Origin of the sequence: Salipiger abyssi (assembly GCF_017311415.1) — a bacterium.
Lineage (GTDB): Bacteria > Pseudomonadota > Alphaproteobacteria > Rhodobacterales > Rhodobacteraceae > Salipiger > Salipiger abyssi_A.
Genome location: NZ_JAEKIS010000005.1, coordinates 156,881 through 171,959 on the forward strand (window position 1 = coordinate 156,881; position 15,079 = coordinate 171,959).

The following is a 15,079-nucleotide window of genomic DNA, read 5'->3' on the forward strand; positions in this document are numbered from 1 at the left end:
GCGCCCTGTCGCGCGATAGTTTCCCATGAGTTCCCATAGTGGCATCCCATCCCGTCCCATCCCGTCCCGCAACACGAGAGGCTTGCATGCAAAGCCGCCGCACAGTATGCGGAAAACGCCTTGGTTCCGGGCCGACCGTCCGGAGAATAGGGAACGCGGTGCAAATCCGCGACTGCCCCCGCAACTGTGAGCGGCGAGCGTCATCGGCATCACGCCACTGGGCAGCACTGCCCGGGAAGGCCCGACCGGCGCAACGACCCGCAAGTCAGGAGACCTGCCAGGGTGATCACCCTCCCCATGCGCGGGGCGCGCTTTGGGAACGGTCCTTCCGTTCGTGGTGACATGACGCACCGTTCACGGAAGCATCGCATGCCTTCCGGGAACATCACCACAACGCCCCGTTCGCGGGGCCGATCCGGAAAGGAAACATGCCGATGAAGCATGTCCTCACCTCTGTCTCGGCGCTGGCGCTGAGCCTGCCCGCCATCGCACAGGCCGACACGGCACTGGAACTGGCACCGATCACCTTCTATGCCAACGACCTGCCGCTCGAACTGGGCCGCAGCGGCAGCTCCGTCTCGGTCCTTACCGAGGAAGAGATCGCCGCCTCTCCCGCCACCACGCTGGCCGACACGCTCGACGCGCTGCCCGGCCTCTCGGTGACCAACAATGGCGGCCCGGGCAAAAGCACGCAGCTGCGCATCCGCGGCCTGCCCAACCAATATGCGCCGGTCTATATCAACGGCATCGAGGCCACCGATGCCTCGTCGACCCAGGCGAATTTCAACTTCGGCAACATCCTTCCCGGCGGCGTCACCCGCGCCGAGGTGGTGAAAGGCACGCAATCTGCGCTGTACGGCTCCGACGCCATTGCCGGCATCGTCGCGCTGGAGCTCGCCAAGGCGCCCGAAACCCCGGGTCAGGAAGGCCGGGCCGCCGCCGAGGTCGGCGCCAATGGCACCAAGAGCGCCACGCTCGGCTATGGCGTCGCGGGCGAGAGCTGGGGCCTGGCGGTTTCGGCCACCCGCTTCGTCACCGACGGCTACAGCTCGGTCGACGCGCCCGGCTATGACGAGGACGATCCCTATCAGGCCACCCAGATCGGGCTCGACGCCTATTGGGACGTGACCCCCGATCTGCGCTTCGGCCTGTCCGGCTTCGGCTATTCCGCCGATGGCGATTACGACGCCAACAGCTGGCCCGATCCAGAGGACGGCACCTTTGCCAGCGACAGCTGGGGCCTGCGTACCTATGCGCAGCTACAAACCGGCGCCGTGGCGCATGAACTGTCCTTTTCGCGCTTCGACATCGACCGCAATTTCGACGCGGTAGGCTTCAAGGACGAATTCGGTTCCACCCGCGACAAGATCGCCTATTCCGGCAGCTGGGAAATCGCCGAGGGCCGCAGCCTCAGCTTCGGCATCGACCGAACCAATGAGGAAGCGGAATTCAGCGCTCCGGTCTACGATAGCACCTGGACCCGCACCGGCACCCAGTCGAGCAGCGAAGATGTCGACAATACCGGCGTCTTCGCCGAGCTGGCCTGGGCCTTCGACCCGGCGCTGGACGCGGTGTTCTCGGTGCGTCACGACGAGCATTCCGAATTCGGCGGCGAATGGAGCGGCCGGGCCGCGCTCTCCTGGCGCGCCACCGAAGCGCTGACCCTGCGCGGTGCGCTGGCCAAGGGCTATCGCGCACCCTCGCTTTATGAGCTGTTCAATCCGTCCTACGGCAATGCCGGGCTCGACCCCGAGACCAGCCACAGCGCCGAGATTGGGGCCGATTACAGCTTTGCCAATGGCGCGACGCTGGGCGCGACGCTGTTCTATACCGAAATCGACGACCTGATCGACTACGATTTCGCCACCAGCAGCTACAAGCAGATCTCGGGCACCACGGTGTCCAAGGGCCTGGAGCTGGCGGGCCGGCTGCCGATCGGCGAGCGGATCTCGCTGACCGGTGGCTTCACCTATACCGACGCGCGCGATTCCGATGACGATCCGCTGCAACGGGTGCCGCGCTACGACCTGTCGCTGGGCGTCTCCGCCGAGATCACCGATCAACTGAGCGGCGGTCTGTCGGTCAGCCACAAGGCGGATTTCCCCGACACCTATGGCGTCACCGGCACCCAGTCGGTGGACGACTACACCCTGGTGAACGCACAGGTCGCCTATGAATTCCGCAACGGCGTCGAAGCCTATCTGCGGGTCGAGAACCTGTTCGACGAGGATTACGCCGTGATCCCCGACTATGCGACATCGGACCGCGCCGCCTATTTCGGGATCCGTGCGCGTTTCTAGGGCAATAACGCTGGCTGCCGCCCTGCTCTGCGCGGGCGCGGCGGCGGCGGCGGACGATGCGGCCCCCGGCCGCGTCGTCTCGCTCAATGTCTGCACCGATCAGCTCGCGCTGCTGATCGGTGCGCCCGGGCAGCTCATCTCGGTCTCGCGGCTGGCCCACGACCCGCGCAGTTCGGCCATGGCCGAGGAGGCCCGCGCCCTCCCCGCCAACGGCGCCAGCGCCGAAGAGGTGGTGCTGCTTCGCCCGGATCTGGTACTGGCCGGCAACTACACCGCCCGCGCCGCCACGCAGATGCTGGAACAGCTGGGCTACCGGGTCGAACGCTTCGCCCCCGCCCGCTCGCTCGAGGACGCGCGGCAGAACATCCTGCGCATGGGCGCGCTGCTGGGCCGCGAGGACCGCGCCGCCGAGGTGCTGGCCGATTTCGACGCCCGGCGCGCAGCGCTGCGCGAAACGCCGGAGCGCAAGCCGAGGGTGGCCTATTACATGCCCTTCAACGAGACCGCCGGCGCCCAGACCCTGACCGGCGATATCCTAAACGCCGCCGGCATGGCCAATCTCGCCGATGAAAAGGGCATGGCCTTTCGCGGTCGCCTCCCGCTCGAAGGGCTGCTGCTGGCCGAGCCCGACCTGATCCTCGTCAGCCGCCCCTATGACAGCCCGGCGCAGGCGACCTCGCTGCTGCAACACCCCGCGCTTCAGGCCACCGGCGCGCTGCATCAGGTGGTGGACAGCCCCAACTGGATCTGCGGCACGCCGGCGCTGCTCGACGCGGTGGCGGCGATGCGCGATCTGCGCCACGACTGGGAGGCGGCGCAATGAGGCTCGCCCTGCCGCTCGCCGCGCTGGTGCTGGCGCTGTTCTTCACCTCGCTGGGGCTGGGTTATGCCGCGCTGCCGCCGCGCGCGGTGCTGGGCGGGCTGATCGGCCTCGGCGATCCGCTGCATGTCATGGTGATGCAGGAAATCCGCCTGCCGCGCAGTGCATTGGCGGCGCTGGTCGGCGCCGCGCTCGGGCTTTCGGGCGCCGCGATGCAGGGCTATCTGCGCAACCCGCTGGCCGAGCCGGGACTGATCGGCGTCTCCGGCTCGGCGGCACTCGGCGCGGTGCTGGCGCTGCAAACCGGGCTCGCGGCGGCATTTGCGCTGGCGCTGCCGCTGATGGCGCTGCTCTTCGCGCTGGGGGCGGTGGCGCTGATCCTGCTGCTCGCCGGGCCGCGCGGCGGTTCGCTGGTGCTGATCCTCGCGGGCATCGCGGTCTCGGCGCTGGCGGGCGCGCTGACCTCGCTGGTGCTGAACCTGTCGTCGAACCCCTATGCCACCTATGAAATCGTGTTCTGGATGATGGGCTCGGTCGCCGACCGCTCACTCACTCACCTGACGCTGGCGCTGCCGCTGATCGCCCTCGGCGGCGCCGCGCTGCTGACGCTGGGGCGCGGGCTCGACGCGCTGACGCTGGGCGAGGACGGCGCGCAGGCGCTTGGTATCTCGCTGACCTCGCTGCGGCTGCGGCTGCTCTTCGGCACCGCCGCCGCCGTTGGCGCCGCCACCGCCGTGGCCGGCGCCGTGGGCTTTGTCGGGCTCGTGGTGCCGCATCTGCTGCGCCCGCTCTGCGGCGCCCGGCCCTCGCGGCTGCTCTGGGCCTCGGCGCTCGGCGGCGCGGCGATGCTGCTGGCCGCCGACATCGCGGTGCGGCTGATCCTGCCCGAGCGCGACCTCAAGCTCGGCGTGGTCATGGCGCTGATCGGCGCGCCGCTCTTCCTGCATCTGATCTACAAGACGCGGAGGGGTCTATGAGCCTGCTGACCCTCGACGCGCTCACCGTGACGCGCGGGCAATGCCCGGTGGTGGATGGTGTCACACTGTCCATCGGCCCCGGCGAATGCGTTGGGCTCATCGGCCCCAACGGCGCGGGCAAGACCACGCTGATGCGCGCCGCCCTTGGCCTCATGCCACATGGCGGCACCTCCTCGCTCTCGTCCCTGCCCGCCCGCGAGCGCGCCCGTGCCGCCGCCTGGCTGCCGCAGGCGCGCGAGATCGCCTGGCCGGTCAGCGTCGAGACGCTGGTGGCGCTCGGCCGGTTGCCGCATGACAGCCGCGCCGGGGCGCTGCGCGCCGATGCGGTCGGGGCCGCGCTCTCTCGCATGGGGCTGGAGGGCTTCCGTCAGCGCAAGGCCACCGAGCTTTCGGGCGGCGAGCAGGCCCGCGTGCTGATCGCCCGCGCGCTGGCGCAGGAGGCGCCGCTGCTGCTGGCCGACGAACCCATTGCCGGGCTCGACCCGGCAGCCCAGATCGCCACGCTGCGCATCTTCGAAACACTTGCGCGGGAGGGCCACGCGGTGCTCACCTCGCTGCACGACCTGACGCTGGCGGCGCGCCACTGCACCCGGCTGCTGCTGCTCGACCGTGGCAAGCTCGCCGCCGACGGCCCGCCGCTGGACGTGCTGACCGAAGACACTCTCGCGCAGGTCTTTCACCTGCGCGCCCATATGCTGCAAACCGAGCACGGCCCGCTGCTGCAACCGCTCGGCGTGCTGCCATGACCCCGAAGGGAGAGCCCATATGACCCGGATCACCGAGTTCCTCGACCGTGGCGGCCCGGCGCTCTGGGTGATCTTCGCGCTTTCGGTGGCGACGCTGGCCCTGATCCTGTGGAAGCTCTGGCGGCTGTCGCGCAGCGGCGCCTGGCGCCGCGACCGCGCCGAGCGCGCGGTGACGCTTTGGCGCGAGGGCGCGCGCGAGGCGGCACAGGATCTGCTGCGCCATCGCGGCGGGCTGCGCGCGCGCTTCCTCTCCGCCGCCATGGCCGCGCTCACGACCTATCCCGAAGAGCCCGCCCGCGAAGAGGCGTCCCGCGTCGCCCGCGCCCTGCTGACCGAGGCACGTTCAGGCCTGCGCGCGCTCGATCTCGTGGTGATGATCGCGCCGCTGATCGGCCTTCTGGGCACGGTGCTCGGCATGATCGGCGCCTTCCAGGCCTTGCAGGAGACCGGCGCCCAGGCCGATCCGGCAGCGCTTGCGGGCGGCATCTGGGAGGCGCTGCTGACCACCGCCGCCGGCATGGGCGTGGCGATCCCGGCGGCGATGGCGCTGAGTTGGTTCGACAGCGTCACCGAGGCGCTCGCCCATGATTTCGAAGACCTCGCCACACGGCTCTTCACCGCGCCGCGAGACAAGCAATGACCACACGGCGCGCCCTGCCCCCAGCGCCGGGACGAGCGGCCAGCGCCGGACGCCTCCGGCGGGAGTATTTGCGGAAAGATGAAAGCCCTTTGCGGCGCGCCCCTGGGGGTCTTCTCTTTCCAAATACGCAGCCGAGCCCTCTCCGCCCGCACAACGCCGGGGAGGATGCGCCGCCATGCTGAACCTGCCACAGCAGACCCGGCGTCGCCGGCCCAGCCTCACGCCGATGATCGACGTGGTGTTCCTGCTGCTGGTCTTCTTCATGCTCGCCGCCCGGTTCGGCAGCGTCGAGGCGCTGCCGCTCACCCTCGCCGGCGGTGGCACCGAGCGCTGGCAGGGCCCACCCCGTCTCGTTACCGTCGCGCCCGATGCGCTGCTCCTGAACGGCCAGCCCGTCAGAGATCTTCCGGAGGCGCTTGCGCCGCTGATGCGAGGCCCCGACGACACGATCCTGCTGCGCCCGGCGCCGGGCACTGACACCGAACGGCTGGCGCAGGTGCTCGCCGCACTGCGCGACGCGGGCTTCACCAGCCTCGCCCTGCTGGAGCCCGCGCCATGACCCCGCGCCTGCTGCCCGACCGCCCCCGCCGCCCGCGCCCGGAGCCGGTGGTGCCGATGATCAACGTGGTCTTCCTGCTGCTGATCTTCTTCCTGATGACCGCCAGCCTGACCCCGCCCGCGCCTTTCGACGTCGCCGCCCCCGAGGCGCCGGGCACCCCCGACGAAGCGCAGCGCGACACGCTTTATCTCTCCGCCGACGGCCAGCTCGCCTATGGAGACCAGCGCGGCGCTCCGGCGCTGGAGGCCGCAGCGGCAGCCGGCCCGGTACGTCTCGCCGCCGACGCCCGCCTGCCCGCCGCCGAGCTCGCAAGCATCCTCGCCCACCTCTCCGCGCAGGGCGCGCCGGAGGTGCAGCTTGTTACCGCCGGAGGCCGTTGAACCATGCGCTTCCTGGAGCCTCTCCTCTTCACCGGTGTCGCCGCCGCGCTGCATGTCGCTGCACTCGGTCTCGGCCTTGGCACCGGCGGTGGCGGCGCCCCCCAGGGCGATGGCGGCGACGCGTCGGTGACGCTGCAAGCCGCGCCCGCAGGGCTCGCGGCGCTGGCCGAGCACTGGGAGGCCGCGCCGGACCTCCCAACGCCAGCGGCCCCGGCGCCCTCCGCTCCCGCCCAGAAAACCGCGCCGAAGGCGCCTGCGATGCCGACCGCCGCCCCCCGAAGCGCCGCGCCAGCGGCGCCCGCCCCCGCCGAGGCGCCCGAGGCGCCCACGCTCGACACTGCCCCCGCGCAGGCGCGCAGCGCCCCGACCGCCTCGCCCCGGCCGCAGGCAAGGGCCACGCCCGCCGCCAGAAGCACCGCAGAAGCAAAGCCGCGCAGCGGCGGCGCGCAGCCCCGCAAGGCGCAAGTCGCGAAAGGCAGCGCGACGCAAGGCGGCAGCGGCGCGAGCCCGGCGAGCCCCGCCGGCCCCTCACAGGCGGCCATCGCCTCGGCAAAGGCGCAATGGGGCGCCCAGATCCGCAGCGCCGTCGCACGGGCCCAGTCGCGCATCCGGCAACCGCAGGCCACCGGCCAGGTCCGCCTGCGCATCGCGCTCACCCCGGAAGGCCGGCTCGCCGCGCTGAGCCTGCTGCGCTCCTCCGGCAATGCCGCGCTCGACCGCGCCGCCCTCACCACCGCCAAACGCGCCAGCTACCCGCGCGCGCCGCGCACACTCACCGCCGGACGCTACAGCTTTGACCTTCCGCTGGCCTTTGCCCGCCGCTGAGCGCCGCAACCGGGCCCATCTGCTTGACCCTGCCCGCGCCATCCGAGATACCGGGCCGCAAAGGACGCGCCCATGACCACCCCCCGCATTACCGACAGCCATTGCCATCTCGACTTCCCGGATTTCGACGAGGAGCGCCCGGAGGTCATCGCCCGCGCGGTCGAGGCCGGCGTGCACCGCATGGTCACCATCTGCACCCGCCTGCGCAACGCGCCGCAGGTGCGTGCCATCGCCGAGGCCCATGACCCGGTCTTCTACGCTGCCGGCACCCACCCGATGAGCGCCGCCGAGGAACCGCTGGCCACACTCGACGAGCTGGTCGCACTGGCGCAGCATCCGAAATTCGTGGGCATCGGCGAGACCGGGCTCGATTACCACTACACCGCCGAGAGCGCGGAGATCCAAAAACAATCGCTGCGCACCCATATCGAGGCGGCGCAGGAAACCGGACTGCCGCTGATCATCCACGCCCGCGCCGCAGACGAGGACATGATCGACATCCTCACCGCAGGCTATCGCGCCAGACCCTACCCTTGCGTGCTGCACTGCTTCTCCTCCGGTCCGGAGCTGGCCAAGGCCGCGCTCGATTGCGGGTTCTATCTCTCGATGTCCGGCATCGCCGCCTTCCCGAAATCGAAAGAGCTGCGCGAGATCTTCGCCTCCGCCCCGCTCGACCGCATCCTGGTGGAGACCGACAGCCCCTATCTCGCGCCGCCGCCCTATCGCGGCAAGCGCAACGAGCCGGGCTATACCGTTCATACCGCCAAGGTCGGCGCCGAGACCTTCGGCCTCTCCTACGAAGACTTCGCCGCCGCGACAGAGGCCAATTTCGACCGGCTCTTCGCCAAGGCCGCCGCGTGGGAGCCCGCATGACCGAACTGCGCTTCACCATTCTCGGCTGCGGCTCGTCCGGCGGCGTGCCGCGGCTCGGCGGGCTCTGGGGCGATTGCGACCCGGAAAATCCGAAAAACAGCCGCCGCCGCTGCTCGCTGCTGGTCGAGCGCGAAAGCGCGGGCGGCACCACCCGGGTGCTGATCGATACCACCCCCGACATGCGTGCTCAACTGCTCGACGCCGGTATCGGCATGCTCGACGCGGTGGCCTGGACGCATTCCCACGCCGATCACACCCACGGGCTCGACGATCTGCGTCAGATCGTCTTCAACCGCCGCGAGCGGCTGCCGGTCTGGGCCGATGGCGACACCCAGAACGCGCTGTTCTCGCGCTTCGGTTATGCCTTCGTACAGCCCGAGGGCAGCCCCTACCCGCCGATCCTCGACATGCACACGATCTCGGAGGCGCCCTTCACCATCGACGGCGCCGGCGGGCCCATCACCCTGACCCCGTTCGAGGTCAATCACGGCAGCATCGACGCGCTCGGCTTCCGCATCGGCGATGTCGCCTACCTGCCCGATGTGATCCGCATCCCCGAGGCCTCCTGGGCGCATCTGGAAGGGCTCGACTGCTGGATCCTCGACGCGTTGCGCCGCACACCGCACCCGACCCATGCCCATCTCGACCTGGCGCTGGAATGGATCGCGAAGATGCAGCCGAAACGCGCGGTGCTCACCAATATGCATATCGACCTCGACCACGATGCCGTCGCCGCGGAGACCCCCGATCACATCGTTCCGGCCTATGACGGCATGGTCCTGCGCTATGCGCTCTGACCCGGCCCTGCGGCGTCTTCTCTTTACAAATACGCCACCCTGCCCGCGCCGGCCCGTGCCGCGCCGGGGCATCTGCGCGACCTCTCACCGGCGCCCCCCGGCGACGCGCGCAGCGCGGCGCAATACCTCTCCGGAGCACCGCTAAACCGTGCAGGCGCTGATCGACGTCATCCTGCCGGTCTTCATCGTGATCGGCGCGGGCTATCTCGCGAGCTGGCGGCGGCTGCTGCCGGAGCAGGTGATCGACGGGCTGATGGAGTTCACCCAGACGATCGCCGTGCCCTGCCTGCTGTTCCGCGCCATGTGGCAGCTCGATCTCGGCAGCAATTTCTCTATCCCGCTGCTGCTGGCCTTCTATGGCGGCGCGGTCGCGGCCTTTGCCGCCGGGCTGTTCGGCGCACGATTGCTGTTCGGTCGTGACTGGGAAGACTCCATCGCCATCGGCTTTGTCTGCCTGTTCTCCAACACGCTGCTGCTCGGCCTGCCGATCACCGAACGCGCCTATGGCCCCGATGCGCTCAGCGGCAATTACGCCATCATCGCGCTGCATTCGCCCTTCGGCTATACGCTCGGCATCACCGCGATGGAGATCGCCCGCGCCCGCGGCACCCAGATCCGTCGCCTGCCGCTCACGGTGCTGCGCGCGGTGTTCCGCAATGCGCTGGTGGTGGGCATCCTGATCGGCATCACCTTCAATCTCGGCTCGGTCACGCTGCCCGAGCCGGTCACCCAGGCGCTCGACATGGTCACCCGCACCGCCCTGCCCGGCGCGCTTTTCGCGCTCGGCGGCGTACTCTACCGCTACCGCCCCGAAGGCGATCTGCGCGCCATCCTCTTCGTCTGCTCCATCGCTCTGGGGCTGCATGCGGCGCTGACCTATCTCTTCGGCAACCTCCTGGGGCTCAGTACCGACAATATGCGCTCGGCGGTGCTCACCGCCGCCATGGCGCCCGGGGTCAATGCCTATCTCTTCGCCAATATGTACGGGCGCGCCAAACGCGTCGCCGCCTCCTCGGTGCTGATCGGCACCGCGCTCTGCGTGGTCACGAGCTGGGTCTGGCTTCAGGTCCTGCCCTGAGGTCTATTCCTCCACATCGTCCACATCCGCCTGCCCCGAGAGCCGGCGCCGCACCAGCGACCAGCTAAGCCCTACCCCCAGCACCAGCGACAGCGCGAAGATGCCGATCCAGGCGGAGAGATCGGGATCGGAGAGTTCGATCACGCCCCAGTCCCACAGCACCCAGAGCAGCGCGCCGACCAGTGCCAGCACCAGCGCCATGCCGAACGCCCCGATCGAGCGCAGCGTGGCGCGCAGATAGATCACATAGGCGGCAAAGAGCAGCAGGCCCAGCAGCACCGCCAGCGGCAGCTGCTCCTGCCCTTCGCTGCGCACCCAGCGCAGATAGTTCCATTGCGACGGATTCCACGTCGCCGCCACCAAGCCGAACGCCACCGCCCAACGCAGAACAAACCCCATGACACGCTCCTTTTACCTGACCCGCGCCAAATGCACCGATCCGGCGCGACCTGTCCAGCGCCCGCGTGGCGCGGATCGCTCAAATTGACGGTTTCGCCCGCCCCGGCGCTTCGCTATACGGAGCCCGTTTGGACCTTCAAAAGGACAGTGAGCTATGGCGAACGTGGTCGTCGTGGGCGCCCAGTGGGGCGACGAGGGCAAAGGCAAGATCGTGGACTGGCTTTCGAGCCGGGCCGACGTGATCGCCCGCTTCCAGGGGGGCCACAATGCGGGCCATACCCTTGTGATCGACGGCACCGTCTTCAAGCTGAACGCGCTGCCCTCGGGCGTGGTGCGCAGCGGCAAGCTTTCGGTGATTGGCAACGGCGTGGTGCTCGACCCCTGGCATCTGGTGAAAGAGATCGCACAGATCCGCGAACAGGGGGTCGAGATCACCCCCGAGACGCTGATGGTGGCCGAGAACACGCCGCTGATCCTGCCGATCCACGGCGAGCTCGACCGCGCCCGCGAGTCGCAGAACTCGGTGGCCAAGATCGGCACGACCGGTCGCGGCATCGGCCCGGCCTATGAGGACAAGGTCGGCCGCCGCGCCATCCGCGTCGCCGATCTCGCCGATCCGGCGACGCTGGAGGCGCGGGTCGACCGGGCGCTGGTGCATCACGACGCGCTGCGCCGCGGGCTCGGGCTCGCCCCCGTCAATCGCGACGGGCTGATCGCGCAGCTCAAGGAGATCGCGCCGGAGATCCTGAAATATGCCGGGCCGGTCTGGAAGGTGCTCAACGAAAAGCGCCGCGCCGGCAAGCGCATCCTCTTCGAGGGCGCCCAGGGTGCGCTGCTCGATATCGACTTCGGCACCTATCCCTTTGTCACCTCGTCCAATGTGATCGCCGGTCAGGCCGCCACCGGCACCGGCATCGGGCCGGGCGCCATCGACTTCGTGCTGGGCATCGTCAAGGCCTATACCACCCGCGTCGGCGAAGGCCCCTTCCCGACCGAGCTCGACGACGAGGACGGCAACCGGCTGGGCACGCGCGGGCACGAGTTCGGCACAGTCACCGGGCGCAAGCGCCGCTGCGGCTGGTTCGATGCGGTGCTGGTGCGCCAGACCTGCGCCACCTCCGGCGTCAACGGCATCTCGCTGACCAAGCTCGACGTGCTGGACGGGTTCGAAACCATCAAGATCTGCACCGGCTACATGCTCGACGGCGAGCTGCTCGACCACCTGCCCATCGCCGCCGACCAGCAGGCCCGCTGCACGCCGGTCTATGAGGAGATGGAAGGCTGGAGCGAGTCGACCGAGGGCGCGCGCAGCTGGGCGGATCTGCCGGGGGCGGCGGTGAAATACGTGCGCCGCGTCGAGGAGCTGATCGGCTGCCCGGTGGCGCTGCTCTCGACCTCGCCGGAGCGCGACGACACCATCCTCGTCACCGATCCGTTCGAAGACTGATGGCGCTCACGCACAAGACCCGCAAGCGCCTGTCGCTCTTGCTGCTGCTGGTCTGGCTGCCGCTCTACATCATGGCGGCGGTCAGTCTCGTCAACGCGCTCGGGCGACCGCCGATCTGGGTCGAGCTGCTGGTCTATGTCGGTCTGGGTTTTCTCTGGGCGATCCCGTTCAAATTCGTCTTCAAGGGCGTGGGTCAGCCCGATCCGGACGGAAAAGACGACCGGAAATGACAAACGCCGCGCCCCGGGCTGCCCCGGGCGCGGCGATCATCGGCCGAGCGCGCGGGCGGCGCTCAGATAGCCAGCCAAGCTCGCGCCCCCAATGCGAGAAATGCGGCACGCAGGACTTCCACTCCTGCCGCGTCAACATGATATCGGTGACCGTGACACCCTCGCCCAGCGTCGCCTCCCGCTCACCATCCGTATGCCTCGCGCGCAGCCCCTTGTCCACAAGCGCCACCAGCGCCGCGTCGCGGCTTCCGGCGAGAATGGTCAGCGCCAGATAAACGTCGATCACCTTTGTTGGTCACCGGCGCGCCTAACACCCTCGCGAGGGCGGTATCGAACCCACCCAAGGCCGTTCCGGCGTGTCAGGCGCGGTCACCTTGAGATCGTCGCTGTCACCGCCCTAGATCGCGATCTGCATATCCGTGAGCATGTCGACCGGCTTCGGGCGCAGATCTTCTTTCCTGAGAACAGCCTAACGATGCCGAACGCGGTTTGCTTCGTTCCTATCAGGACGAGTCCGCGCTCTATATTGAGAGAGCAACCGTAGCGCCCGTTTGTCCAAAGAAACGCTTCACTTTAAGGAAATGGCCTGTGCAACGTGGGAGTTGCCCATTGTCCGCCCAGATCGCCCCGGCTCTGGGGGAGATTTCGCGGCAAACGCCTGTCCTGTATGCTGATGAGATCTGAACAGTCATATTTTCCAGCCGAAGGAAGATCCACATACCACTGATAGACATCCACGTTCTGGAGGGCGTTTTCAGCGACGAGGAAAAACAGCGGATGATCCGCGAGACCGCCCGCGCCTTCGGGCGCGTCGCGGGGCCGAAGATGCAGGAAAACACCTCGGTGCGCGTTCATGAGGTCCGCAGCGGCTGCTGGGGCGGTGCCGAGAGCGTCTGGACGACCGAGCGCGCGCTGGAGATGAAGGCGGCGCGCTGAGGTCTATCTCGCCTGCGGATAGGTGATGATCGACAGGTAGCGCGCCGGCAGCTCGACCAGCCCCTCGGGCCCATGCGGGGCGTCGGAATCGAAGAGAAGCGAGTCGCCCGGTTCCAGCAGGAAGAGCTGGTCACCATGGCGGTAATCGAGCACGCCGTCGAGCATGTAGATCAGCTCGATCCCCTCGTGCTGGAACGCCGGGAAACGGTCGGAATCGCTGTTGAGTGTGATGAGATAAGGCTCCACCACCACGCCGGAATTGTTCGATCCGATATGGCCAAGCAAGTTGTACTGATGGCCGGCGCGGGTGCCCGCGCGCTCGATTTCGACCCCCTGGCCAGCTTTGACATGCATCGCGCCGCGCGGCTCTTCGAAGCCGGAAAACAGCTGCACCAGCGGCACCCGCAGCGCGTTGGCCAGCGCCTGAAGCGTGTTGAGCGAAGGCGAGATCACGCCGTTCTCGATCTTCGACAGCATGCCGACAGACAGGCCGGTCTGCTGCGCCAGCTCCGAACCGGTCATGCGCTGGCGCTTGCGCAGATCGCGCACCTGGCGCCCGATGGCCACTTCGAGATTCTTTTCGCGCTGCTCGCGGACGGCGTGCGGGTTCTGGGTCAGTTTCGACCGGGAGCCGTTCTTCATTGTCTTTCCATCACCGGTTGGGGTGTCCCGTCGTGCAGGGGCGGCGGCGGTCATGTCAAGCCTCCGTCCAACAAGAGCATGCCCGGCTGGCAAAGCGCAGGGCTGAAACGGGGGGCAAACCGGTTATGGATCGTCATTCACACCTCAGTCTTGAAAGCAGCTCCTGTAGAGCGGCAGTATGTTGTCAGAACTCAGGGCGACCGGGTTGGTTCCCGCCGTCGGATCCTTGAGCGCTGACGCGCAGAGTATATCGAAATCCGGGTCGGTGACACCCAGCCCATCGAGCGTGGCGGGAATATCCAGTCCGGAGATAAGCTCCGCCACGAAATCGTAGAAGGCATCGAAGCTCGGCGCCAGCCCGAGATAGGCGCCGGCCCGGGCGAGTTTCTCTTCCACCGCCGGGCGGTTGAAGCGCAGCACCGGCAGCATGACCACGCCGTTGGTGGTGCCGTGATGGGTATCGTAGTGCGCGCCTATGGGGTGGCTCAGCGAATGGATCGCGCCCAGCCCCTTCTGGAACGCCGTCGCGCCGGCCGCGGCGGCCGTCATCATCTGCGCGCGCGCCTCGATATCGCTGCCGTCCCTGTAGGCGTGCAAAAGGTATTCCTTGCAGAGCCGCATGCCCTCCAGCGCGATGCCGTCGCCCATCGGGTGATAGGCGGGCGAGCAATAGGCCTCCAGACAATGGGCAAAGGCGTCCATGCCGGTGCCGGCGGTAATCGCGGGCGGCATGCCCACGGTCAGCTCCGGGTCGCAAATCACCTGCGCGGGCAGCATTCTGGGATGAAAGAGGATCTTTTTCTGATGGGTCTCCGCATTGGTCAGCACCGCAGCGCGGCCCACCTCCGAGCCGGTGCCGGCGGTGGTGGGCACCGCCACGATGGGCGCGATGGCGTCGGCATCGGCGCGGGTCCACCAGTCGCCGATATCCTCGAAATCCCATACCGGCCGCGTCTGCCCCGCCATGAAGGCGACGAGCTTGCCCAGATCCAGCCCCGAGCCGCCACCGAAGGCGATCACCCCGTCATGCCGTCCCTGCTTGAAGGTCACCACGCCGACACCGAGATTGCGCTCGGTCGGGTTCGGGTCGACATCGGCGAAGAGATCGGCTTCGAGCCCGGCGCGGCGGAGGATATCCAGCGCCTGTGCGGTGATCGGCAGATCCGCCAGCCCCCGGTCGGTGACCAGCAGCGGCTTGGAGATCCCGGCGGCATGGCAGGCTTCGGGCAGCTCTTCGATACGACCGGCACCGAAGCGGATGGCGGTCGGATAGGACCAGTTTGCATAGAGGGTCATGGAGCGTCCTTTCGGTCTCGTCCGGGCGCGTTGACGCGCCCGTCGTCGCGGGCACCATAGGAAACGACAAGGGGCAAGGCGAGCCTCAAGCGCGGCACTCTCTCCCCCGTGCGCGATTTCGTCGGGACCAAATG

At 68.5% G+C, this 15,079-nt stretch carries 18 protein-coding genes and 1 riboswitch; of the genes, 14 read left to right on the forward strand and 4 right to left on the reverse strand.

The features are described from left to right. Positions 1 to 104: 104 nt before the first annotated feature. Positions 105 to 297: riboswitch (cobalamin riboswitch) on the forward strand. Between the two features lie 137 nt (positions 298 to 434). From I6N89_RS08950 to I6N89_RS09000, 11 genes are all read left to right on the forward strand, one after another. Beyond that, a complete protein-coding gene (locus I6N89_RS08950) occupies positions 435 to 2,300 on the forward strand; it encodes a TonB-dependent receptor plug domain-containing protein (protein WP_207017998.1) in 1,866 nt (621 codons plus the stop codon). After that, the gene (locus I6N89_RS08955; protein WP_328805862.1) at positions 2,287 to 3,123 is read left to right on the forward strand and encodes an ABC transporter substrate-binding protein; all 837 of its coding nucleotides are present in this window, start codon (positions 2,287 to 2,289) and stop codon (positions 3,121 to 3,123) included. The genes I6N89_RS08950 and I6N89_RS08955 overlap by 14 nt, the downstream gene beginning before the upstream one ends. Then, the gene (locus I6N89_RS08960; RefSeq protein WP_207018002.1) at positions 3,120 to 4,097 is read left to right on the forward strand and encodes a FecCD family ABC transporter permease; all 978 of its coding nucleotides are present in this window, start codon (positions 3,120 to 3,122) and stop codon (positions 4,095 to 4,097) included. The genes I6N89_RS08955 and I6N89_RS08960 overlap by 4 nt, the downstream gene beginning before the upstream one ends. Next, the gene (locus tag I6N89_RS08965) at positions 4,094 to 4,843 is read left to right on the forward strand and encodes an ABC transporter ATP-binding protein (protein WP_207018005.1); all 750 of its coding nucleotides are present in this window, start codon (positions 4,094 to 4,096) and stop codon (positions 4,841 to 4,843) included. The genes I6N89_RS08960 and I6N89_RS08965 overlap by 4 nt, the downstream gene beginning before the upstream one ends. Positions 4,844 to 4,862: 19 nt before the next feature. After that, positions 4,863 to 5,483 (forward strand): MotA/TolQ/ExbB proton channel family protein, encoded by a 621-nt coding sequence (locus I6N89_RS08970; RefSeq protein WP_207018007.1) that lies wholly within the window; start codon positions 4,863 to 4,865, stop codon positions 5,481 to 5,483. Positions 5,484 to 5,658: 175 nt separating this feature from the next. Continuing rightward, positions 5,659 to 6,042, forward strand: a complete 384-nt coding sequence (locus tag I6N89_RS08975; RefSeq protein ID WP_207018008.1) for an ExbD/TolR family protein — start codon at positions 5,659 to 5,661, stop codon at positions 6,040 to 6,042. Further along, positions 6,039 to 6,422, forward strand: coding sequence for an ExbD/TolR family protein (locus I6N89_RS08980; RefSeq protein ID WP_207018009.1), 384 nt, complete (start codon positions 6,039 to 6,041; stop codon positions 6,420 to 6,422). Before I6N89_RS08975 ends, I6N89_RS08980 begins: the two co-directional genes overlap by 4 nt. A 3-nt stretch (positions 6,423 to 6,425) precedes the next feature. Beyond that, complete coding sequence (locus I6N89_RS25670; RefSeq protein WP_207018010.1) at positions 6,426 to 7,247, forward strand: cell envelope integrity protein TolA; 822 nt, start codon at positions 6,426 to 6,428, stop codon at positions 7,245 to 7,247. A 72-nt stretch (positions 7,248 to 7,319) separates the two neighbouring features. Continuing rightward, on the forward strand, positions 7,320 to 8,120 hold the full coding sequence (locus tag I6N89_RS08990) for a TatD family hydrolase (RefSeq protein ID WP_207018011.1): 801 nt from the start codon (positions 7,320 to 7,322) through the stop codon (positions 8,118 to 8,120). After that, positions 8,117 to 8,917 carry an MBL fold metallo-hydrolase gene (locus I6N89_RS08995; protein WP_207018012.1) on the forward strand — a complete coding sequence of 267 codons (801 nt, stop codon included), beginning with the start codon at positions 8,117 to 8,119 and terminating at the stop codon, positions 8,915 to 8,917. The genes I6N89_RS08990 and I6N89_RS08995 overlap by 4 nt, the downstream gene beginning before the upstream one ends. 148 nt (positions 8,918 to 9,065) lie before the next feature. Then, a complete protein-coding gene (locus I6N89_RS09000) occupies positions 9,066 to 9,995 on the forward strand; it encodes an AEC family transporter (RefSeq protein WP_207018013.1) in 930 nt (309 codons plus the stop codon). A gap of 3 nt (positions 9,996 to 9,998) precedes the next feature. On the opposite strand, the gene I6N89_RS09005 is transcribed toward I6N89_RS09000, so the two are convergent. Beyond that, positions 9,999 to 10,394, reverse strand: a complete 396-nt coding sequence (locus tag I6N89_RS09005; RefSeq protein ID WP_207018015.1) for a DUF6524 family protein — start codon at positions 10,392 to 10,394, stop codon at positions 9,999 to 10,001. A gap of 154 nt (positions 10,395 to 10,548) precedes the next feature. Here I6N89_RS09005 and I6N89_RS09010 point away from each other — a divergent pair, with 154 nt between their 5' ends. Next, a complete protein-coding gene (locus tag I6N89_RS09010) occupies positions 10,549 to 11,841 on the forward strand; it encodes an adenylosuccinate synthase (protein WP_207018016.1) in 1,293 nt (430 codons plus the stop codon). Beyond that, positions 11,841 to 12,071 (forward strand): DUF2842 domain-containing protein, encoded by a 231-nt coding sequence (locus tag I6N89_RS09015; protein WP_207018017.1) that lies wholly within the window; start codon positions 11,841 to 11,843, stop codon positions 12,069 to 12,071. The genes I6N89_RS09010 and I6N89_RS09015 overlap by 1 nt, the downstream gene beginning before the upstream one ends. On the opposite strand, the gene I6N89_RS09020 is transcribed toward I6N89_RS09015, so the two are convergent. Further along, positions 12,022 to 12,357 (reverse strand): hypothetical protein, encoded by a 336-nt coding sequence (locus tag I6N89_RS09020; protein WP_207018018.1) that lies wholly within the window; start codon positions 12,355 to 12,357, stop codon positions 12,022 to 12,024. The genes I6N89_RS09015 and I6N89_RS09020 overlap by 50 nt on opposite strands. 446 nt (positions 12,358 to 12,803) lie before the next feature. Here I6N89_RS09020 and I6N89_RS09025 point away from each other — a divergent pair, with 446 nt between their 5' ends. Next, positions 12,804 to 13,007, forward strand: a complete 204-nt coding sequence (locus I6N89_RS09025; RefSeq protein WP_328805866.1) for a 4-oxalocrotonate tautomerase — start codon at positions 12,804 to 12,806, stop codon at positions 13,005 to 13,007. Between the two features lie 3 nt (positions 13,008 to 13,010). Here the strand turns inward: I6N89_RS09025 and I6N89_RS09030 are convergent, their stop codons facing one another. Together I6N89_RS09030 and I6N89_RS09035 are read right to left on the reverse strand one after the other, a co-directional pair. Then, positions 13,011 to 13,649 carry a helix-turn-helix domain-containing protein gene (locus tag I6N89_RS09030; RefSeq protein WP_207018019.1) on the reverse strand — a complete coding sequence of 213 codons (639 nt, stop codon included), beginning with the start codon at positions 13,647 to 13,649 and terminating at the stop codon, positions 13,011 to 13,013. Positions 13,650 to 13,793: 144 nt separating this feature from the next. Beyond that, entirely contained in the window at positions 13,794 to 14,945 is a 1,152-nt protein-coding gene (locus tag I6N89_RS09035) for an iron-containing alcohol dehydrogenase (protein WP_207018020.1), read from the reverse strand. Positions 14,946 to 15,079: the final 134 nt, after the last annotated feature.